Below are 22,620 nucleotides of genomic sequence, written 5' to 3'. Positions count from 1 at the left end.
TTTATAAAGTCATTCTTTAAAATAATGTCAAAATTCAGATTATAATTCGACTCGGCTTCTGTTACAAATCTCTGTCGCCATTAAAATTCTGCAATTCATTCGCCACCGCTGTTAAGAAAGTAGCACCAAGACTTCCGTCAATAATGCGGTGATCATAACTCATACTTAAATACATCATGTGGCGGATGGCAATACTGTCGCCATGTGGTGTTTCAATTACCACCGGTCTTTTCTTAATAGCACCAACTGCAAGAATTGCAACCTGTGGCTGATTAATAATAGGAGTGCCCATCAAACTTCCAAAGGTCCCAACATTGGTCATAGTAAATGTGCCACCTGTTGTATCATCAGGTTTTAATTTCCCATTACGGGCACCATCAGCCAGGTTGTTTACCTGTTTGGCTAATCCAACTAAGTTCAGCTGATCTGCATTTTTAATGACAGGTACAATCAAACTTCCGCTTGGTAAAGCAGTAGCCATTCCTATATTAATATCTTTCTTAACAATGATTCGGTCGCCATCAACTGAGCTGTTAATGAGCGGATATTTTTTAATGCACTTCACAATCGCTTCAATAAACAAAGGAGTGAAAGTGATCTTTGTTCCTTCTCTTTTTTCAAACTCTTTCTTCATCTTATCTCTCCACTGTACCAGGTTGGTTACATCCGCTTCGGTAAAGCTTGTAACATGCGGACTGGTGTGCTTGCTCTTCACCATATGATCAGCAATCAGTTTCCGCATTCTGTCCATTTCAATGATCTCTACATTACCACTATAGATAGTAGGCGCTGTTGATGAGGAAACTGATGAAGGTTGTTGCTGCTGCGTCTCAACCCTGTTCATCGGAACAACCATTACTTCTTCCTGTCTTGATTCCTGTACTCTTGCGCCACCTGTTCCTTTTCTGTCGGATACATATTGCAGAATATCTTTTTTAGTAACACGTCCTTCATTACCTGTGCCGGGAATTTTTTCCAGTTCAGCCATGCCAATTCCTTCCTGTGCAGCAATATTCAAAACAAGCGGAGAATAAAAACGAATGCCATTTGTTGGTGCACTTACTTTCGCACCTGCAGGCTGATAAGGAATATCTTCATCCATTACTTCTGCTTTCACTGATTCATAAACCGGGGATGGAGCTTGAGCAGGAGCAAACAATTCTGCAGTACCTGTTTTAATGCGTGCAATCACGGCACCAATGGGTACCACATCATTTTCATTAAACAATACTTCACTCAGCACACCTTCTGCTGTACTCGGCACTTCACTATCCACTTTATCGGTAGCAATATCCAGAACCGTTTCATCCATTTTAATAGAATCACCCGGTTTTTTATGCCAACGCAGAATGGTGGCTTCCATGATACTTTCACCGAGTTTAGGCATAATTAAATCAACTAAAGCCATATAAATATTTTGAAGTTTATTTTTTGTAACCGGCCATTGCAGTTCTGTTCAGCTTCTGTTGTGCCTGCCCGCTCGTAGCCTTAGCGAAGACGGGTCACACATCTGTACAGAAATTCTATTCAACAAGTTTGGTATGCAATCGCTGGTCGGGGTCAAAGGTAAAGATTTGGACTTTATCAAACGGCCTCTGCTTTTACAAACTGAAACAGCATCATCATTGCATTTGTAGCTGTTAACTCTATATTCTTCAACCGGTCGTGACGGAAATACAATCTTTTTGCAACCATTTTCTCTCTCGATCCAACTGCCACCCAAACCGTGCCTACCGGCTTATCTTCTGTTCCGCCACCCGGGCCCATAATACCGCTGGTAGCAATGCCATAATCAGCAGTGGTTACCTTCATGAGGCCATTAAACATTTCGGTAATCGTTTCTTCACTTACGGCTCCTTTTGTTTCAAGTGTTTGATGATTTACTCCAAGAATGGTTTCTTTTGCATCATACGAATAGGCAACCACTGTTCCTTTAAAGTAGATTGATGAACCGGCAATGGATGTAACCAGGTGTGCAATATATCCGCCACTGCAACTTTCTGCTGTAGCCATACTTTTTCCTCTTTTTACCAATAAATCACCCAATGCTTTTTCCAGCGGAAGATCTTCATTTGTGATCATGATATCTTTCACCTGCTCCTGTAAGGCTAAGAAAAGCGTATCCAGTTCATGTTCAAGAGCAGCGCCATCTGCACCATGGCTGGTTAAGCGCAGTTTTACCATTCCATAATTGGGAAGGTAAGCAAGTTTAATATGTGCAGGGAGTGCTTCTTCCCAGTCTTTGATCCGTTCGGCAAGAAATGATTCACCTGCACCTGCTGTTAACAATGTACGGTGAAGGATAAACGGCATTTTATAATTCTGCTTTAACAGGGGCAATACTTCATCTGTCATCAATCCCTTCATTTCATGCGGTACTCCCGGCATGGAAATAAACAGGCATCCTTCTTTTGTAAACAGCATGCCAGGTGCTGTACCTCTTTTATTCATCAATACGGTACATACATCCGGAACTTGAGCCTGTTTCATATTACGTTCAATAATAGGGCGGTTTAGTTTCAGAAAAATATTTGTTACATGATCTAACACTTCCTGGTTTACAATCATCTTTCCGCCAAAATAATCGCAGAGCAATGGTTTGGTTATATCATCAGCAGTTGGGCCAAGTCCACCGGTTATTAAAATGATCTTCGATTCTCTTGATTCCTCATCCAGCGCCTGCCAGATATCTTCCCTTGTATCGCCAACGGCAACACGGCGTTTCACCCACACACCAATTTTATTCAGCTCCTGCGCCATCCATGCGCTGTTGGTATCAATGGTTTGACCGATTAATAATTCATCTCCAATTGTTATAATGGAGGCAAAAAGTCTTTGATTCGTCATAATGTTTAAATTCCTGTTCCGTTGTAAATAGCTGAGAGTGGAAGTTGAAATTGAATGGTTTCAAGTAAAACAATAGAATTATTTCCTGCAATTGTTTCAAACCGCCAATCACCTGAAGATTGTTTTCTTACGCAGTGAACAATTTGGCTAAACGTATCAACCATAAAGTATTCTTTCAGCGATGGGATTTCTTTATAATACATCATTTTCCTGCCTTTATCTATACTTCTGGTTGAGGGAGAAAGAATTTCGATTATTACAGATGGGTTGAGTAATGTATCAAATTGTTCATCTTCCAGTTCTTCTTTGCCACATACAATCATCACATCCGGGTACATATATGAGTCATGAGAAGGAGAGGACACCCGCATGTTTTCAGCAAGTACATTACAGTCCTTATCTTTTAAAAATGCAAATAAATTTCCTATCAGGTTCGTTGCTACTTTCGTATGCCTTAAACCTGCTCCACTCATCAAATACACTTGCCCGTCAAAATACTCATGCTTTTCATCAGAAGCACGTTCTTTTTGAAGGTATTCCTTTGGTGAAATATAATTGTATTTTGGAGCAGCTTCCTGCACAATATTTTCCATTGACTAAAGTTAATTTAAATTCAGAATTGCTGCAATGCTTATTTAACTCAGGCTTTAAAATAAGGTTGCAGGTGATTCGCTAATTCAGTTGGCATGGCTGCTCTTGCCATTGTTTTTGCATCAAGAAAATATAACACAATTCTGCCGATGGTTAACAGCTTCCCTTCTTCATTCAACACTTCATGATGGAACTCAATCCGGTGATCGGCTGGTAATTCTCTTAATTGTGTTTTGATCGTAAGCAGGTCATCATATACCGCCGGACGTAAAAATTTGGTATGCAGCTCCACAATCGGCATTACAATACCCATTGCTTCCATGTCCTTATAGGTAATTCCCATTTCACGGATTGCTTCAGCCCTTGCCACTTCAAAATACTGGGCATAATTACCATGATACACCACATTCATCTGGTCGGTTTCTGCATATCTTACCCGTATAGTTGTTTCGCTTGTAAACATTATATATTATTTATTGATCATTCCATCCACACTTACACGACCGGGGCCGCAAAGCAGAATTGCCAGAAAACCTGAAAGGTACACAGCCGACAGTTCTCCTTTACCAAATAAATGAGCATTGGTTGAAATAAAAAATGCATAACCCATGGTAATGACTAAAGGAATTACTGTAAACCTTGTAAACAAACCAAGCGTAACAAAAATGGAACAGAAAAATTCGGCAAATACAACTAATGCAAGTGTGGCTGTGCTGCCAATTCCAAAGAGGTTCACAAACGAATCCTTCTTGTCGGCAAAATGAACCAGCTTATCATAACCATAATTGACACACATGCTGATGCCGAGTACAAGACGTAACAGTAAGAAGGAAATGTTAAAAACCGTTGCCGAATACTTAATAGATAATAGTTTCTTCATTTATTTGGATTGAAGCTGCGAAATTAACGCAACCCAAAGTTTTATCCACAAAAAAATGGAACGGTGTTTGAAAGAAAAGGAGGAACTACCTTTAACAAGTAAACAGATTTAAGAGAACGGTTAAAATATTTGATAAAGATGAACGTTTACCCGCCAATGAACAGACGCATTACTTACATTACCATCCTTCTTTTTTCCTGTTTTGCACTGCAGGTTACTGCACAGTCAACAGCTATTTACAAAGATCCTCAGGCAAGATTTAAACAGGCGCAGGAATATTTCCTCAACGATCAGTACAGCCTTGCATTGCCTTTGCTGCGTGAATTAAAGCAGGAAACAGAATCAACAACTATTCTTAATTCGGGCATCCTGGTACAGGAAATTGATTTTTACCTGCTGGCCTGCTCTTTACAGCAAAACGATGAACGTGCAGTTGTTCCAAGCCGGGAGTATATTATGGTAACGCACAACATGCCCCGTACCCAGCAGCTGAGTTTTCACCTGGCAAATTATTATTTCCGGAAACAGCAGTTTGTTGATGCACTGGAGTATTATGAAAAAGCTGAGATCGCCAGTTTAAACAATGAACAGATCTCAGAAGCCAAATTCCGTATGGCTTATTCCTATTTTCATTTAAAGCGTTTTCAGCAGGCCAAGCCTTTGTTCAATACCATCAGGCAGCTGCCGATGGATCCGCATTATCTCGATGCCAATTATTATTATGGCTTTCTTGCCTATGCTGATAAGCAATACAATGATGCATTGAATTCTTTTGAGCTGGTGAAAGATCATCCGGAATACGGAAAGATTGTTCCGTTCTATATTGCTTCTATCTATTATTTCCGTGGCGAAAAAGACAAAGCCATTAAGATCGCAGAAGATGCAATGAAGCGGCCAAATATTCTCTATGATCTTGAAATGAAACAATTGCTGGGTCATGCTTATTTTGAAAAGAAAGAATATAAGAAAGCATTGCCGCTGCTGGAACAATATGTAGCTAAATCAGATAAAGTAACAAAGCAGGACTTATATGAGTTGAGTTATTGTTATTACCAGGAAAAACAACTTACAAAAGCCATTGAGGGATTTAAACAACTAAGCGGCAGCACAGATTCACTGAGCCAGAGCGCCATGTATTTATTAGGCGATGCGTATCTAAAAACCAATCAGAAAGAAAATGCAAGAAATGCATTTGCTTTCTGTGCAGCCAACAGCAGTAACCAGCAGCAAAGGGAAGTTTCTCTCTTCAACTATGCAAAACTTTCTTATGAACTCGGTTATCAGGGTGTTGCCATCAGCGAATTTAAACGCTTCTTAACTGAATATCCAAAGAGCACTTATAATAAGGAAGCAAAAGAATTACTTGTTGGCCTGCTGGCAGGAACAAGCAATTATAAAGATGCGATTACTATGATTGAATCGTTGGATAATCCATCTGAAGCAACGAAAAAAATATATCCGAGAATTTTGTATGGTCGTGCTGCTGAATTGATCAATGATGGTCAGTTAAACAAAGCCGAAGAATTACTTGATAAGATATTGAAAGATCCATTTAACGCACCTGTACTTCCTCTTACCAATTACTGGAAAGGGGAGATTGCTTACAGGAATGATAAACTGGATGATGCCATTCGTTATTACGATAAATTTTTACAAAGCGGCAGCCCGGGAATGGGAGAGGCAACAGTAAAAGAAGCCAATTACAATATGGGTTACTGTTACCTGCGGAAAGAAAACTTTATAGTGGCACAGGGATTCTTTCAAAAGTAGTTGGAAAAGTTGCACTGAACTCAGCACCCATTGACCAGGATGCTTATATCCGTTTGGCCGATTGTTATTTCATGCAGCGCAACTACAAGCAGGCATTGAGTATGTACCAGCAGGCAGTTGATTATTCATGGCCCAATGCAGATTATGCGCTGTACCAGAAATCAATGCTGAATGGAATAACAAACAGCAAAACAAAAATTGATCAGCTCACAACTTTGCAACGTTTGTATCCACGCAGCAATCTTGTTCCGGATGCCAACATGGAAATTGCAAAGACTTATATGGCCGATGAAAAATTCCAGGCTGCTATTCCTTTCCTGAATAATGTGGTAAATGCTCCGCAGAATACAGGCATGAAACAAAATGCCTTACTGCAGTTGGGAGTTTGCTATTACAATCTCAACAAAAATGAAGAAGCATTAATACAGTACAAAAAGTTATTGCAGCAATATCCAAACTCGGAAGAAGCAGATCTTGCATTAGATAATATCCGTGCTATTTATGTTGAATTGGGCCGTCCGCAGGAGTATGAAGAATTTATCCGTTCAACCGGTACGAATGTTTCCATGACTGAAGCTGATTCATTGGCTTATGCAGCAGTAGAAATTAAACTGGAAGCAAATGATTGCACCGGAGCAATGCTTCAAATAACAAATTATCTCAACCGTTTCCCGAATGGTGCAAAAGCAATAGATGCGCATTATAACCGAAGCGAATGTTATATGCAGCGTAAAGACTGGAAGAATGCATTGCCGGGTTATGAATACGTTGCAAAGCAGGGTAACAGTAAGTATGCAGAAAAGAGTTCGCTGATTGCTGCACGCACTTATTATTTTGAAATGCAGGATTATGCAAAGGCGCAACCTTATTATGAAATTTTAAGAACCGTTGCAGCAACTGATGAAAACAGGCTGGAGGCAATGCGTGGATTATTGCGTTGTCATTATCAGCTGAAAGAATATAAGCAGGCTGCCGACGTTGCAAGAAACCTGCTTATTACAAAAGGAATTGGAAATGATGATAAGGCACTGGCCAATCTTGTAACAGGCCGTAACCATCAAATCAATGGTCAGTTTGATTTATCCATTCAGGCATATAAAGCTGTAGTTGCTATCAACAAAGGCGAGTGGGCTGCTGAAGCGAGGTATGAAATTGCCAAATGCCATTATGATCTCAACAGTTTAGCCAATGCAGAAAAAGCAGCATTTGAAGTAATCAAGCAAAGCGGATCATACGACTTCTGGGTAACCAAATCGTATATTTTACTGGGCGATATTTATTTCAAACAGAAAGATTACTTTAATTCAAAAGCCACCTTCCAGAGTATATCTGAAAATGCAACCAATCCGCAGCTGAAAAAAGAAGCAGAGGGTAAACTGCAGATGGTGATTGAAGAAGAAAAGAAGAACTCAAAGATTGACGGGTAAGAATAAGCCGGCAGTCATTAGTAATTAGTTGATAGTAACGATTGATAATTAAGAATAAAACATGAACAGAATAATCATATTTGGAATTGCTTTTTGTGTATTGGGTGTTCATACTATGGCACAGGATACAACAAAGAAACAATCGGTAGAAATCAGATCGGCGTTTAAACCTGTTTTAAAAAATGCAGTGAAGCTGAATTTCACTGCCACACCACCGGCACCTGAAACAGGCAGCCCAAATCTTACCTACAATATTCCTATTCAGAATTTATACTTTAACCTGCAGCCGGTTGGCTTAAAGCCGCTGGCATTGCAGATTGATTCAGCTGGGCAGGCGCATAACAGCAACTACATTAAAGTGGGTTATGGCAATTACAACACACCATTAGTTGATGCAGGTTTCACTATTGGCGATGGCAAGCATACCAACTTTACTTTACTCGCCAATCATATTTCACAAAAAGGCGAACTGCGTGTACAAAAATTCAGCAATACCAATTTATCAGCCAACTTAAATACTGTTATAAAAAGCATTGAGCTTTATGGTAAAGTGGGTTATCAGCAGCAAACGTTTTTTTTATATGGCCCGGATCCATCTTTAACTAATTCAAAAGATGATTCATTAAAAAAGCCATATCAAACGATTAATATCCGTGCAGGGTTACGCAATGCATATGTAACAAGGTATGGCGTAAGTTATAACCCCGATCTTAACATTAATGTTTTCAGTGACAGCCGTTCAACTGAAACCAATGCAGTACTTGATGTACCTGTTGAAGTAAGGTTCGGTACAAGTTTTGGTTTGCTTCTTCGTGCCAATGCTAATTTAACAACTTATGCACCAACTGACAGTTCATCTTACAGCAATAATGTTTATTTCTTTAATGCAGCTGTGTTATTAAAAACATCCCGGTTATATATCAAAGCAGGCATTCGTCCTACATGGGATAACAGTAAAATGAAAGTATTGCCTGATTTGCTGATTGATTACCATATACAGGAGAAAAAAATTATTGTTACAGCAGGTTGGGTGGCACATGTCCGTAAGAACACTTATCAATATTTTGTTTCGCAGAACCCGTGGATCAATCAACCCGTATCACAGTTCAATACAAGAATTACTGAAGTATATGGAGGAGTAAAAGGCACGCTTGCCAATTCATTTAATTACCGCATACAGGGCGGTTATCTGGAGCAGTTAGGTGTTCCTTTATTCACCAACTTTGTAAAGCCTTCTCTGTTTTCAGTTTTAAGAGAATCCAAATTACAGGCTTTCCACTGGCAGGCAGAAATGGGTTTTGTATTACAGGATAAATTCAATGCAAGTGGCAAACTGGATATCTACAATTTCGTTGGTCAGCAAAAGTATTCCGGTGCCTGGCATATCATTCCTTTACAGTTAACTGCAGCTTTACGCTGGCAGCCAACAAAAAAGATTATGGTAAAGAGCGATCTGTATGCGTGGCAGGGTGCATTATTTGAAACTACTCTTAATACCAACCGGCTTCCTGCTGCATTTGATCTGAATGCAGGAGTGGAATTTAAAGTACACAGAATGATCAGCGTTTGGACACAGCTCAATAATGTTTTCAACAGAAAATACGAACGCTGGAACAATTATCCATCTGTTGGATTTAACTTTCTTGCAGGAATAAGGCTTACTTTTGACCAAAAGCAAAACTAAGTATGGTTGATCTGGTAGCCAGGTATTTATCATTCAGAAAACAGCTGTCCCTTCAGGGCATTGGCACATTTTCAGTGGAGCAATTGCCCGCCAGACTTGATTTTCCTAATCGTTTATTGCACGCCCCGCAGTCTCTTCTTCATTTTTCTTCAACCGCTCAACCCGATGAAGAATTTGAACATTGGCTGAGTGAGGAGTTACATATCAGTCATACGGCTGTGAAAGAACAGCAGCAAATACTTTTGGCCAATTTTCAACATGGTCTTTCTGAAAAGAATGCTGTAGAATGGAAAGGGATCGGCGCATTTACAAAAGATGAAAATAAAATACTTCATTTTACATCAGCATTTGAAACGGAGGTAACAGAACCTGTAAAAGCTGAAAAAGTCATTCGTAAAAATGCAGAACATTTAGTAAGGGTAGGTGAGGATGAAAAGACGAATACAGAAATGGAGGAATTGCTTTTTGGTGATCAGAAGAAAACGTACAAGAGCTTCTGGTTCATTGCTCTGGCATTGTTGTTGATTGGTATTGTGGCAATCTGGTATCATCAGTCAACAAATACTGATAGCGGGATGAAGCAGGGTAATGGCAGAAAACTGAATGTGATTGAGAAGCCGGCCCCGTACAAAGTTCAATAAACCACAACGAAAGCTGATATTTGCTGCTTATGAGTAATCATGTACAACAAACACATTGCCCTGTTTGTAAAAGTCAATTGCTGAAGAAAGTTCTCACTGCCAAAGATTTTACAGTAAGTAATGAGTCATTTGTAATTACAGAATGTACAGATTGCAGTCTGCGCTTTACACAGGCCATTCCCTGCGAAACAGCGATACAGCGTTACTATCAATCCTCCGCTTATATATCACACAGCAATACAAAGAAAGGGCTTGTAAACAGCATCTATCATTGGGCCCGTTTTTTTACCATGATGAGCAAAGAGGCCCTGGTTAGAAAAGCAACGAAGAAGAGTGTGGGCATGTTACTCGACGTTGGAAGCGGCACAGGCACATTTGTTCACACCATGGTTAAAGCCGGCTGGAATGTTTCCGGTTTAGAACCTGATGCCGATGCAAGAGCAATTGGTGTTAAGAAATACAATTGTGATATCTATCCTTCAGAAGAATTATTCAGATTGCCGGAAGGAACCTACGATGCCATTACGATGTGGCATGTGCTGGAACATGCATCAGCTTGATGAATACATTGAACAGCTGAAAAAATTACTGGCACCAAAAGGAAAGCTCATTATTGCAGTTCCTAATTATACAAGTAAAGATGCAACGATCTATAAAGAATACTGGGCTTCGTATGATGTACCAAGGCACCTGTATCATTTTTCACCTGCTTCTATGAGAAAGCTCATGGAACTGCATGGTCTGAAAGTCATCAGCACAAAACCCATGTGGCTGGATAGTTTTTATATCTCCATGCTGAGTGAAAAATATAAAAAAGGCAGTACTGTAAAAGCATTCTGGAATGGTCTTTCTTCCAACTTCAATGCATGGGTCAACAAAGAGCAATGCAGTTCATTGATCTATATCATTGATAAAGCAGATTAAACCTCTTTACTGTTTTCTGAAATAATACCTGTAGTTATAATTCGCACCATTCACAAAACCGATCAGCCGGTTACCGGAAGTTCTGAAATCAATATAATCAAAGTACCAGTCGAGCACCCTGTTTGAACGGAAGTCGTACAGTTTAATAAGCATGTCTGTCCTTCGTTGTGATTGCCAGTTACCTTCCTGATCATAATACCCCCCATCAATATCACGCATATTCCAGCTGCCTGTCATACTACCGGCGGCATCTCTGTAAGTGGCGTCACCATTATCATAAAAAGTGAATATTCCGGTTTCATAGCCGGTTGTAAATGACTGGTTGCTGAAAGGTCTGCGTTTCTCCGCATCAACCAGTTGCCAGGTACCAACCACACGGTTTTCGGGCAGCCATTTTTTACAGGAAGAAAAAAAAAGTAAAAGTGATAAAACGAAGAAGGGGTAAAATTTTGATTTCATAATGTGTGTTTCTTATGAAATATCAAATAAGATACCCGTGTTTGCAGGTTATTGTAAAAAGGAAATGTTTTAAAGAATCTTTAACCCTTATTCATCTTCACCAACACCATCCGGTACATTCAGTAATACCTTATCAATACGGTGTCCGTCCATATCAATGATTTCGAATGTAAATCCTTTCCATGTAAATTTTTCACCTGCGTGGGGGATACGTTCCAGCTGATGAAGTATGAAACCGGCTAATGTATCAAACTCATGTTCACCTTCATTCATCCATTCTGTTTTTTCAAAACGGGAAAGAAAATCATAGAAAGGAATCTGTCCATCAACCAAGTAACTGCCATCATCTCTTTTTACTATTTCATAATCATCGGTATGCGGTTCAGGAATATCTCCAACAATTGCTTCAAGAATGTCGTTGAGTGTAATCATGCCCTGTACACTTCCATATTCATCAACGATAAAAGAACTGTGAATTTTCCTTTCCTTGAATTTTTCCATCACCTGGTAAGCAGAATTATTCTCCGGAACAAATAAGGCAGGTTTCATCAGGTGTTTAAACTTGGTAAAATCATCAGATACATATAAATCTTTGACAGAAACAATTCCTTTAATACTATCCAGATCACCATCGCAAATAGGGTAAATAGAGTGGGGCTCACCTACAATTTTTCCTTTGATGGATGTTTCCGTATCATTCAAATCGAACCAGATAATGTCATTACGGTGGGTCATGAGCGAGGTAATATTCCTGTCACCCAGGTGAAACACACGCTCAATAATTTCCTGTTCTGCTTCTTCAATAGTACCCTGTTCAGTTCCTTCACTAATGATTGCTTTGATTTCTTCCTCGGTAACATGATTATCATGAACGGTCTTTACACGGAACACTCGGAAAATGAGACTTGTAATGCTGTTCAGTAGCCATGCAACAGGGTGCACAGACTTAGCAAAGATCTTCATAGGCTTTGCTACAGCCATTGCAGTTTTTTCTGCGTTAATTAAACCTAAGCGCTTGGGAACCAACTCTCCAAGTATGATTGAAAGAAAGGTCACAATCACAACTATAATAGTAGTAGCAATATTATCAGCATAGGTTTTCAATGAATCAAACTGCAGAAAGAACGGTGCAAGGTCATCACTGAATTTTTCACCGCTGTACACACCCGTAAGGATGGAAATGAGGGTAATACCAATTTGTGCTGCTGAAAGAAACAGTTCAGGATGTTCTGAAAGTTCGAGGGCGGTTTTGGCGCTTGAGCTTCCTTTTGCTGCAAATACTTCCAGTCTTGCACGGCGTGCCGAAACCAGTGAAATTTCAGCAATTACAAATAAGCTGTTGAGGAAAATCAGAACGAATAAAATAAATATCTCCATTGTATATATAGCGCAAATCTACGAAGCTTTTTGCAAGTGCCTGTTTTACTGTTAAAAGGGAACGATTAATTAACCTGTAACCCGCCGAATTGCTTGTTGAAAATTAGAGCAGTCCGGTGGCCAATGAGTAAACCAAGAGCTGCTCCACCAATTACATCAAACGGAAAATGTGCACCTACATATAGTTGTGCATACCCAACCAGGAATGCCCAAACAAAAGCAAGCCAGATCCATTGTTTAGCAAAATGCTTCATGGTTTGAAAAAGAAAAATGGCAATACCAAAATGATTGGCTGCATGCGATGAAACAAAACCATAGCTGTAACTGCAGGGAATAAGCATACGGACGAAATGAGCTGCTTCAGCATCGGCACATGGTCTTGGCCGTTGAATAAGGGCCTTAATAACCTGTGTGCTGATCATATCAGTCAATGCAAACGTGGCAAGAAAGAATAAAACCCACCACCATACTTTGCTGCGGAAGTTGATGAAAACAAAGAGGAGTAAAAAAAGGTAAACCGGCACCCAGAAAAACTGATTCCTGATAAATGGCATCACTGCATCAAACAAATCATTGCTCCACTTATTGTTGATGTAGTAAAACAGGGAACGGTCAAATTGTAATATCGGTTTCAGCATGGTTTCATCAAATATAGCTAACCGTTTATGGAAATAAAACCGAAACCGCTGAAATCTTTCTAATTTAGCGGCCAGCTTAAGGAATATGGGTAAACGTTTTCACTTGCCACCAACTTCCCGTTGGGTTTTAAAATTGTTTTTCTTTTTTATGTTGCTGTTCAGCATCATGAGAGTGCTGACATTTTTCACATTTCGTCCCGATTCTATTTCATTTGCTGAGGCGATTCCTTCTTTCCTGATGGGCATGCGTTTTGATCTTCGCTGGGTAAGCATTTTACTGGCTCCATTGCTTTTAGCAGGCAGTTTTCCAAAATTATCACCTTTCAGGTCTTCAAAACACCGACGATTCTGGATCGTTTATCTGGTTGTGATGAGCAGCTTTCTGTTGTTTTTTTATGGTGCCGATTTTGGTCATTTCGATTATGTAGAAACCAGGCTCAATGCCAGTGCCCTGAATTTTATTGAAGACTTTACTATTTCAATCCGGATGCTCTGGCAGTCATATCCGCTGTTTTGGATATTCATACTGTTATCTGTATTGATCTGGTTGCTATACGGTTACTTCCATCGTACTCATAAAAAAGTAGATTACTCAGTTGAAGCTCCGTATAAACCAATGCGTACAGTTTGGCTGATTGTTCTTTTAATTTTTGGTATTGCCGGAAGCAATCCTGCCAAGCCATTAATGTGGAAGGATGCATTTAAACTTGGAAATAATTTCAAAGCCTACCTGGCTTTAAACCCGTTGGAAAATTTCTTTACAACACTCCGTTTCCGTAAACCATTTTCAGATGATGGAAGTGCTAAGGGACAGTTTGAAATCATGAAACATTTACTGCAGTTACCGGAAAATGCTTCTAATTTAAATTTTCAACGAAATGAAATTTTTCTGGAACCGGCAAAGAAAATGAATGTGGTGCTGGTGCTTTGCGAATCGTTCAGCATGTATAAAACAAGTATGAGTGGAAATCCATTAAATACCACTCCTTACTTTCAGCAACTTGCAAATGAAGGTTTATTTTTTGAACGTTGCTTTTCACCATCGTTTGGAACAGCCAGAGCAGTTTTCTCTTTACTCACGGGTATTCCCGATGTTCAGTTGAGTAAATTTTCAACCCGGAATCCTGAAGCGTTAAATCAGCATACCATTATCAATTCCTTTAACGACTATAAAAAATTCTATTTTATTGGTGGTAACAGTGAATTCAATAATTTCAAAGGGCTGCTGGTAAATAATGTGGCCGGATTGAAATTATATGAAGAAGGAATGTATCAAAGCCCCAAGTTTAATGTGTGGGGCATCAGCGATAAAAATCTGTTTAAAGAAGCCAACCGCATTTTAACCGAACAGCAGCAGCCATTTTTCAGTATCATTCAAACAGCAGATAATCATCGCCCATTTGTTATCCCTGAAGAAGACAGAAGTTTTGTTGACAACAGGTTGATTGATGAAGCAGAATTAAAAAAATACGGGTTTGATTCGCAGAAGGAATATGAAGCCTCTCTTTATTTTGATTATTGCCTTCAGCAGTTTATGGAGAATGCTAAAAAAGCAGAGCTGGTACAATAACACATTGTTTGTGTTCATTGGCGATCATGGCGTAAAAGGAAATGCTTCAGCTTTCTATCCTGATGCGTGGACGAATGAGCGGTTATCAGATGAGCATGTTCCTTTGCTGTTTTACTCTCCTGCTTTTATAAAACCTGAAAAACGTACTGAAGTAGTGAGCCAGGTGGATGTATTGCCAACCATTGCTGGTTTACTGAATCAGCCATTTACCAATACAACTATCGGAAGGGTTGTATTACGTAAAGGGGGAGGAAAAGATTTTGCGTTTATCATTCATCATGATGAAGGAGAGATTGGGATTGTGAATAATGATTATTACTATATTCTCAATATGAACCTGCAAAAAGACACGCTGGTTCCTGTTCATTTTAATTCACCTCTTTTATCTGTGTCGAACTACACGAAAATAAAACAGCAGATGGCTGAGCAAACCATTGCATTGTATGAATCATCCCGCTGGATGCTGCTCAATAATCAGAAGGAGAAGGTAAAACCTTAGTTACTTTATTTTTTTTGCTATAATAATCAGGCGTGGTGAATTACTTACATGATAAGGTTCAAATGTATAACTTCCATAAACCTCCTGTACCTGAAGTCCGTAATAAGCAAACATGTCATTGAAATCGCCCAATGAAAACTTGGCTACCTTTTCTGTAAACTCGAGTGGTTCTTCAAGTTTTGCTTCGTCTTCCACTACGATCTTTTTATAAAAATGTGTTTCATCGAGCCAGCGTGTAATAGAAAAAGTAACATCATCTTTCTGTATTTCACTTTTATATTGCAGGTGATTTTCTACGTAATGTGCATTGAGGTAATCAATTACAAAAATGCCATCAGTTTTTAATGACTGGGCAATAGTGCGGATAGCATTATCATGTTCCCGTCTTGTACGGAAAAATCCAAAGCTGGTAAAGAAATTAAACGCATAGTTATAGTAGTTCATACGAAAGGGCAGACGCATATCGTGTACAAAGAACTCCAGGTTTTCAGCTTCCTGTTCTTTTGCTTCGGCAATACTGTCTTCACTTATATCAATACCCGTTAACCGGTAACCTTTGGAAGCAAGATAAATACTGTGTCTGCCTCTGCCACATCCAACATCCAGCATCAATGCATCTTTAGGAGGATTTAATTTCAGCAAAAGGGCGTCCATAAAAGCACCTGCTTCCTCCTCATTCCGTTCAAAATATAAGAGATGATAATAATGTGAATTGAACCAATTCCTGAACCATGCTTTCTTCCCTTTATCCGGTAATTCCATATAACAAAAATAAGTTACCTGTCAGTTTTAAGCAGTTCAAGTTCTCCACTTTAAGGAATTTCAACAACCAGCCAATTCCTGTTTCGGCGGCTCCATACAATTGAATAGTCTTTAAAGTGTGACAGCCTGTAGGTTTTTGCAGAAGCTGAGTTTACTAATTTCAACCATCCATACTGATATATTTCAAACTTAAATACAAATGGCTGACCGGGCTTAAGCTCAACAGGTTCAAATTTCCTGTTATCATCAGACAGATAAACGGTAATTGCCTGCTCGCCATAATTTGACAGATAAATCCAACTCATATCTAATGATGGATTCGCTGGCGGTGCAGGGTTAGGACGTGGATTTGCAGTTCCCTGTCCACCTCCAGTAGTTGGAGGTTTTGGAGGAGTTGACGGCCCCTGTGTGTTACCCGGATTGGATGAAATACCTTTTGCATAGTTCCATCCCTGTGCAATTGCATTCAGCCGTTCCTGTTTTGGCGGATGACTGCTGCTGCCATTATCACTTGCAATTTTTTGCATGGCTGCTTTTGCATCATTTGCAGTGGCTCCCAACCTGGCCATGATATATCCTGAAAAAAAATCAGCTTCCAGTTCTTTTGGAGGTGTACTTCCAGTTCCATCCATTACATGATTGCGGTAATGATGTCCCATTTCATGTGCAAGAACACTGATAGAAGACCATTTGGTTGCCGTTATATAATCAATCTTTTCAAGAAAGTCATTATCATAAATAATCCATCGTTTACCATTTAATATGGTTGCATACGCATTATTAATTCCATTCTGTTCACGAACCTGGAAATTCTCTTTCCAGTTAATTGTGTCAAGCATATTCTGCAAAATATCCCTTGCTTCATATACACTTGCAAAACGGTTTGGTGGCAAATACACATTGTCAGGAATAATAAAACCGCATTGATTCATCCGTTTTTGCTGCGAAAATGAACTGGCAGACAGCAGCAGGAAAATAAAAAGAAACAGCTTTCTCATGGTTGATGTTTTTGTTAAGGTAAGTTTTTTTCCCAGTTCTGTATTTACTCCTGGTGAAAACCGGCCTATTTCTTCTCTGTCCAAACCTTGTTCAATTCTTCTGAAGATAGTACACCACTGTATCGCCAAACTTCCTGGCCGTTTTTCAGCAGAATGAAAGTGGGTAACACTTCAGCATTTAACTGTTTCATGAGGTCAGTATGGATACCGCCATCAATTTTTAAGAAGGAGATATTCTTATTTGCAGCAATAAAATCATTTACGATGGGTTCCATTTTTTCTAGGGAGGGCACCATTCTGCTCCAAAGTCAACCAGTACATATTCCTTACCGGCAATCTGCTGCTGGTAATCTGCCATGGTCATTTGCTTTACATCAGCCTTTCCTTCTACAGGTTTGCCGTTTCTTTTCCAACTGTTTAATCCTCCATTCATGTTCACAACATTTTTGAAACCATTTTCAAGCATCCAGACTGCAGCAGCCCGACTGCGTCCGCCACTTAAACAATAAACATAAACAGGTTTGTTTTTATCAAGAGAAGCAATTCTGTCTGCAAACTCCTTTTCATTATTCCAGTTGGCCTGTAATGAACCCTTGATATGCCCGTTACGAAATTCACCGGCAGTGCGTACATCAAGTAACTGAACGTCTTTGTTGCTTAATCCTTTTTCAAATTCATCAACATTTAAACTCGCATTGTTCTGGGCTCCGCTGTTACATCCAAATCCCAATAAGAAGAAAACTACCGACAAAATTCTCATGCTCTTTTTTTTACAATATTACAAACTTTATCTTCCTCACAAAACTTGCCACCATTCAAAACTTAAAATCTTTGCACGTTTCTTTATAACGCATAGTAAAAACATTTAGAAAATAAAATAATCAATATTGAGTATGTGTAACTGAATGTGAATAACATATTTTAAAATATTGTTTGATTCCTGATTTTATCTATATATTCATTTTTTAAATTGTGAAAACAATTTAACTGAAACAATAACCTGAAAGAAGTATCCATTTAATTTTAGATTGTTACAATCAAAATTGAAACCTCCTTCAGCACTGAAATCCTTTCCTGCTGTATTAGCCTTTTTTATAAAGCAGACTTACCTTTTTTTACTGAACCCGCAATACACGGATAAATTTTTATCCCGGAAGAAATTTTTATAACCAAAACGTATACATCACATGAATCGCAGAATTTTACTCTTTTTGACTCTCGTTTCAGTTTTCCTGTTTACTCAATGTTCCACTGACTCTCAACATAATTCAATTGCTGAAGAGGAGGCAATTGAAATGAATGGAGAAGAGAAAGAAGATGGTATAAGACTTGCACAGGAACAGGAATTTGAAATGACAAAGGATGTTTCACTGGGGTATATTCCTCTAAGCCGCTTGATTCGTGCAAACGAAGAATTGAAAGCAGCAAGACGAAACAATCCGGTTTCAGCCCGTGTTAATGCATTAAGCTGGACGGAACGTGGTCCAAATACAGATGCAATTAGTCCAGGCAATGGAAATACAAGAGGAATTCAACCAGCTGCTGATGCTGTAACAAGTGGACGTATGCGTGCTATATGGGTTGATCTTACAAGCTCAACAACTGTATGGGCCGGTGGTGTAGCAGGCGGACTCTGGAAATCAACAAATATTGCTTCAACTTCTTCTGCAGTATGGTCACCGGTAAATGATTTTTTGGGTAACCTTTCCATTGCAAGTATTTGCCAGGATCCTTCCAATACAGATGTTATGTATTTCGGTACCGGTGAAAAAACGTTCAATGCTGATGCAGTTCGTGGCGGCGGTGTATGGAAAAGTACCGATCATGGTGTAACATGGAACCTCTTGGTAAATACAACAGGATTTACAAATGTGTCAAAGGTATTGTGTGATGCTGCCGGTAATATTTATGTTGCAACAATCGGTGCAAATGGTATCCAACGCTCAAATGATGGCGGAGTAAGCTGGACCAATATTACACCAACAGGGCTGACCACTTATGTTACTGAAATGAGGATAAGCAGTACGGGAAGATTGCATATTGTATGCGGTTATCAGAATACCGGAACCTCAGGATACCGTTTTACTGATGCGCCTTCAACAGTTGCAGCAGGAATCTGGACTTCACCAACCACTACCTTTCCCACTGCTTATAATTCTGAACTTGCAGTTGCGGGAACTACATTGTATGCTTTGCCTTCGAATGCCAGCGATCTGACACCGACAATTTATAAATCAACAGATGGTGGAGATAACTGGGCTGCAACCGCAACTTCACCTCCAAGTACAGCAGCTGAACCAACAATTAATGGAGGACAGGGTTGGTATGATCTTGCAATTGGAGTTGATCCAACAAATGCAAATATTGTAATTGCAGGCGGTTTAAATTTTTACCGGTCAACTGACGGTGGAGCAAACTGGACTCAAATTACCAGGTGGGTTGGTACCACACTTAATTACGTTCATGCAGATCATCATACAGTAACCTGGAATGGCAGCCAGGTTTTGGTTGGAACAGATGGCGGATTATTTTATTCAAACGATAATGGTGTTACATATACTGACAGAAATGATGGACTCAGACTAAAGCAGTTTTATTCCTGTGCCATTCATCCAAGCCTCACAAACTATTTTCTTGCCGGTGCGCAGGATAATGGAGTACATCAGTTAAACGGTGCAGGTCTTACATCAAGTGTAGAGGTAACAGGTGGTGACGGTGCATTTGTACATATTGATCAGGATGAACCTCAGTATCAATTTGGATCTTATGTTCGTGGTCAATACAGGCGCAGCACAGATGGTGGTACCAACTGGTCATCTGTGAACTATTCGACAACAATAGGTCAATTCATTAACCCAACTGATTATGATGATATAGGAAATAAAATGTACACCAGCGCTGCGGTCGGACAGTATGTTCGATGGGATAATGCACAGACAGGATCTACTTTTACACCGATTGCAATTGCTGCTTTCGGAGCAAATACAGTGAGAAGTATAACAGTTTCTCCCTATACAGCCAACAGAGTTTTTTTCGGAACAGCAGGCGGCCAGGTGGTGAGGGTTGATAACGCTGATCAGGCAGTACCAACAGCGACCAATATTACTCAGGCAGGAATGAGTGCTACCATTATTTCATCTATAGCTGTAGGTACAAATGATAATAATCTGCTGGCCACTTTTTCCAATTATGGTTCAATTCATATTTGGGTTACAACAAATGGCGGTACATCATGGACAAATATCAGCGGTTCAGGTTTACCTGATATACCTGTGCGGTGGGCTATGTTTTATCCGGAAGATAATACCAAAGCAATTCTGGCAACAGAAATGGGAATCTATGAAACAGATTTAATAAATGGTGCTTCTACAGTATGGGTGCAAAATGCAGGATTTCCCACTGTAAAAACCAATATGCTCCAATACCGTAAAAGTGATGGAACAATATTAGCATCAACACATGGCAGGGGCTTATGGACAGCATCAATTCCACTATCACCTTATATACGGTTTGAAAATTCACTGGCCTTAAAAACGGAAGCAACTGCAAGCACTTCCATCTGCCGTAACTATACAGATTATACAGTGAATATGAATATTGATGCTGCACCAACTGGTGCCGCTACTGTAACATTGAGTATTGCAGGTGGTGCTACAGCAACACAGGGAGTAGATTATGATTTTACTACCAATGGAAATTTTGCTGCTCCATCGAATGTATTAACTTTTGCCAATGGATCTACCACTCCTCAGCCAATTACAGTGCGTGTTTATAACGATGCTGAAACAGAAAGTGCAGAATCGTTTACATTTAATTATGCAATATCAGGAGTTACAACAGCATTAGCAGCACCAAGCAGCCCTTCGCATACGTTCACTATTACAGATAATGATGCAGCCCCAATAGCAGCTTTCAGTGGTAATTTTCTGATTGGAGTAAACAACACAACTGTTACTTCACAATCTCCATTCAGGAGTAATCTGCAAAAATTCAGGATTCAATCATTATACACAGCTGCTGAATTACAGGCATCAGGAATTTTAACTGCTTCAAGTCTTACGTCCATGACCATGCGAATAACTGTAAAGAACAGTACGCAGGCATATAATGGCTTTACGATATCATTGGCAAATACGGGTGCAGGAAATCTTTCAACAGGATTTATCAGTCCCGCATTTACACAGGTATATACCGGAAACTATTCATCAGTAGTGGGTGATAATGTCTTTACATTCAGTACACCATTTGCCTGGGATGGCACATCCAATGTACTTGTAAATATCTGCTTTGATAATGCACCTGCTGCTGCAGATGTATCGGCAGATGTAACGGAAGCAACCAGTGCCCCATTAGGAGCGGGCATCAGGGCAACCACTTACTCAAGCAGTGTTGTTGGTACAGCTTGTTCTCTGGCCGCAGCATTTATTTCTGATGCAAGGGTTACGGCAACATTTGCAGCCAGCGGCGGAACACAGATTGAATCCGTATTAAACAGTAACAGGTCGGAATATGCGGGAAATAACGGCACCTATTATTTTTATAACGGGGCTGCTATTCTTAGTAATATAACAGGCGCATCTGCAAACCTCGGTTGTGTAAGTTCCAATATCTTCGAAGCAGGCACAACATGGTCTTCGTTTAATTCAGGGCAGCGTTCGCAAAAAGTGTTTGAAATTATTCCAACTACAAACAGTGGAGCTACGTATACTGTTGGGCTGTATTTTACAGCAGCCGAACTTGGCGGCAAAGTACCATCAGGTTTAAAAATTGCCAAAACCAATGCCGCAACAATCGCTGCAGCAAATGGCACAAATACAACTACAGCAGTTACTTCCTTTACTGCATTTGGTGCAGGATATTTATTTACTGCAAGCTTTACCGGGTTCTCCAAATTCTTCCTGGTAGATAATAATGTAGTGTTACCTGTTGAACTGATTTCTTTCAATGGTACATTAAACAGCCAGCAACGCAGCCAGCTGCAATGGAAAACAAGCAACCAGGTTAATCTGAGCAATTTTGAAGTACAGAGGAGCTATGATGGAATTCACTTCACCAAAGTGGCAAAGGTAAATGCACTTCAAAACAGTACGGCCGTGCAGGATTATGGTTTTACAGATCCTGCTATTGCAAAAGCTGTTAACTTCTACCGTCTTAAAATGAATGATGTTGATGGAAAATCTTCGCTAAGCACAGTTATCCAGATTAAGAATAACCAGGTGCAGAAGTTTGCTGAGTTATCTCAGAACCCGGTAACAAATCAAATTTCCTTCCGAATCAATAACAGGGATAAAGAAAATATAACCGTGCAGTTATTCAGCACTACCGGACAATTGGTTGTAAAACTAAATATGGGAAAAGTTGATGGTAATGTGATTGTGCCTTTCAATATTTCCAGATTGTCGGCCGGAGTATATACACTTCATATTACAGCAGGCACTAAAGCTGAAAGCCTGAAAGTGATTAAACAATAAAGGAAAACCAGAATACTTGAAGCCTGTCCCATTAGCGGACAGGCTTCTTTGTTTAATGAATTGAATTCCGTTCATAAAACTT

General features: G+C 39.6%; 19 protein-coding genes and 1 pseudogene. 8 read left to right on the top strand and 12 right to left on the bottom strand.

The window, feature by feature from the left end; translation table 11 throughout:
- Positions 1-61: 61 nt before the first annotated feature.
- From IPK31_17710 to IPK31_17690, 5 genes are all read right to left on the bottom strand, one after another.
- Positions 62-1,408, bottom strand: a complete 1,347-nt coding sequence (locus IPK31_17710) for a 2-oxo acid dehydrogenase subunit E2 (GenBank protein MBK8089608.1) — start codon at positions 1,406-1,408, stop codon at positions 62-64.
- Positions 1,409-1,584: 176 nt separating this feature from the next.
- Complete coding sequence (locus IPK31_17705; GenBank protein MBK8089607.1) at positions 1,585-2,847, bottom strand: CinA family nicotinamide mononucleotide deamidase-related protein; 1,263 nt, start codon at positions 2,845-2,847, stop codon at positions 1,585-1,587.
- 5 nt (positions 2,848-2,852) lie between these two features.
- The gene (locus IPK31_17700) at positions 2,853-3,440 is read right to left on the bottom strand and encodes a Uma2 family endonuclease (protein ID MBK8089606.1); all 588 of its coding nucleotides are present in this window, start codon (positions 3,438-3,440) and stop codon (positions 2,853-2,855) included.
- A gap of 47 nt (positions 3,441-3,487) precedes the next feature.
- Positions 3,488-3,901: an acyl-CoA thioesterase gene (locus IPK31_17695; protein ID MBK8089605.1), complete on the bottom strand. Its 414-nt coding sequence runs from the start codon at positions 3,899-3,901 to the stop codon at positions 3,488-3,490.
- A gap of 6 nt (positions 3,902-3,907) precedes the next feature.
- Complete coding sequence (locus IPK31_17690) at positions 3,908-4,318, bottom strand: DoxX family protein (GenBank protein MBK8089604.1); 411 nt, start codon at positions 4,316-4,318, stop codon at positions 3,908-3,910.
- Between the two features lie 138 nt (positions 4,319-4,456).
- Here IPK31_17690 and IPK31_17685 point away from each other — a divergent pair, with 138 nt between their 5' ends.
- The 5 genes and pseudogenes from IPK31_17685 to IPK31_17665 all read left to right on the top strand — a co-directional run bounded on the left by IPK31_17685 (position 4,457) and on the right by IPK31_17665 (position 10,764).
- Positions 4,457-6,088, top strand: coding sequence for a tetratricopeptide repeat protein (locus IPK31_17685; protein MBK8089603.1), 1,632 nt, complete (start codon positions 4,457-4,459; stop codon positions 6,086-6,088).
- A gap of 71 nt (positions 6,089-6,159) precedes the next feature.
- Positions 6,160-7,515: a tetratricopeptide repeat protein gene (locus tag IPK31_17680; GenBank protein ID MBK8089602.1), complete on the top strand. Its 1,356-nt coding sequence runs from the start codon at positions 6,160-6,162 to the stop codon at positions 7,513-7,515.
- 61 nt (positions 7,516-7,576) lie between these two features.
- The gene (locus tag IPK31_17675; GenBank protein ID MBK8089601.1) at positions 7,577-9,199 is read left to right on the top strand and encodes a hypothetical protein; all 1,623 of its coding nucleotides are present in this window, start codon (positions 7,577-7,579) and stop codon (positions 9,197-9,199) included.
- Positions 9,200-9,201: 2 nt separating this feature from the next.
- The gene (locus IPK31_17670) at positions 9,202-9,840 is read left to right on the top strand and encodes a hypothetical protein (GenBank protein ID MBK8089600.1); all 639 of its coding nucleotides are present in this window, start codon (positions 9,202-9,204) and stop codon (positions 9,838-9,840) included.
- A 29-nt stretch (positions 9,841-9,869) separates the two neighbouring features.
- Positions 9,870-10,764: pseudogene (locus IPK31_17665) on the top strand (class I SAM-dependent methyltransferase).
- A gap of 6 nt (positions 10,765-10,770) precedes the next feature.
- Here IPK31_17665 and IPK31_17660 read toward each other — a convergent pair.
- The 3 genes from IPK31_17660 to IPK31_17650 form a co-directional block, all read right to left on the bottom strand.
- Positions 10,771-11,223 carry a hypothetical protein gene (locus IPK31_17660; GenBank protein ID MBK8089599.1) on the bottom strand — a complete coding sequence of 151 codons (453 nt, stop codon included), beginning with the start codon at positions 11,221-11,223 and terminating at the stop codon, positions 10,771-10,773.
- An 87-nt stretch (positions 11,224-11,310) separates the two neighbouring features.
- Entirely contained in the window at positions 11,311-12,600 is a 1,290-nt protein-coding gene (locus tag IPK31_17655) for an HlyC/CorC family transporter (protein ID MBK8089598.1), read from the bottom strand.
- A 65-nt stretch (positions 12,601-12,665) separates the two neighbouring features.
- Positions 12,666-13,238 (bottom strand): phosphatase PAP2 family protein, encoded by a 573-nt coding sequence (locus tag IPK31_17650; protein ID MBK8089597.1) that lies wholly within the window; start codon positions 13,236-13,238, stop codon positions 12,666-12,668.
- A gap of 148 nt (positions 13,239-13,386) precedes the next feature.
- On the opposite strand from IPK31_17650, the gene IPK31_17645 reads away from it, so the two are divergent.
- Positions 13,387-14,808, top strand: a complete 1,422-nt coding sequence (locus IPK31_17645; GenBank protein MBK8089596.1) for a sulfatase-like hydrolase/transferase — start codon at positions 13,387-13,389, stop codon at positions 14,806-14,808.
- A complete protein-coding gene (locus IPK31_17640) occupies positions 14,780-15,307 on the top strand; it encodes a sulfatase-like hydrolase/transferase (protein MBK8089595.1) in 528 nt (175 codons plus the stop codon). The genes IPK31_17645 and IPK31_17640 overlap by 29 nt, the downstream gene beginning before the upstream one ends.
- On the opposite strand, the gene IPK31_17635 is transcribed toward IPK31_17640, so the two are convergent.
- The 4 genes from IPK31_17635 to IPK31_17620 form a co-directional block, all read right to left on the bottom strand.
- Positions 15,308-16,069, bottom strand: coding sequence for a class I SAM-dependent methyltransferase (locus IPK31_17635; protein ID MBK8089594.1), 762 nt, complete (start codon positions 16,067-16,069; stop codon positions 15,308-15,310).
- Positions 16,070-16,119: 50 nt separating this feature from the next.
- A complete protein-coding gene (locus tag IPK31_17630; GenBank protein ID MBK8089593.1) occupies positions 16,120-17,067 on the bottom strand; it encodes a hypothetical protein in 948 nt (315 codons plus the stop codon).
- A gap of 65 nt (positions 17,068-17,132) precedes the next feature.
- A complete protein-coding gene (locus IPK31_17625; protein ID MBK8089592.1) occupies positions 17,133-17,342 on the bottom strand; it encodes a thioredoxin family protein in 210 nt (69 codons plus the stop codon).
- 5 nt (positions 17,343-17,347) lie between these two features.
- Positions 17,348-17,827, bottom strand: a complete 480-nt coding sequence (locus tag IPK31_17620) for a hypothetical protein (GenBank protein MBK8089591.1) — start codon at positions 17,825-17,827, stop codon at positions 17,348-17,350.
- A gap of 427 nt (positions 17,828-18,254) precedes the next feature.
- Here IPK31_17620 and IPK31_17615 point away from each other — a divergent pair, with 427 nt between their 5' ends.
- Positions 18,255-22,538 carry a T9SS type A sorting domain-containing protein gene (locus tag IPK31_17615; GenBank protein MBK8089590.1) on the top strand — a complete coding sequence of 1,428 codons (4,284 nt, stop codon included), beginning with the start codon at positions 18,255-18,257 and terminating at the stop codon, positions 22,536-22,538.
- Positions 22,539-22,620: the final 82 nt, after the last annotated feature.

It is taken from the genome of Chitinophagaceae bacterium (assembly GCA_016713085.1).
GTDB lineage: Bacteria > Bacteroidota > Bacteroidia > Chitinophagales > Chitinophagaceae > Lacibacter.
This window is presented reverse-complemented; position numbering and strand designations above follow the sequence as displayed.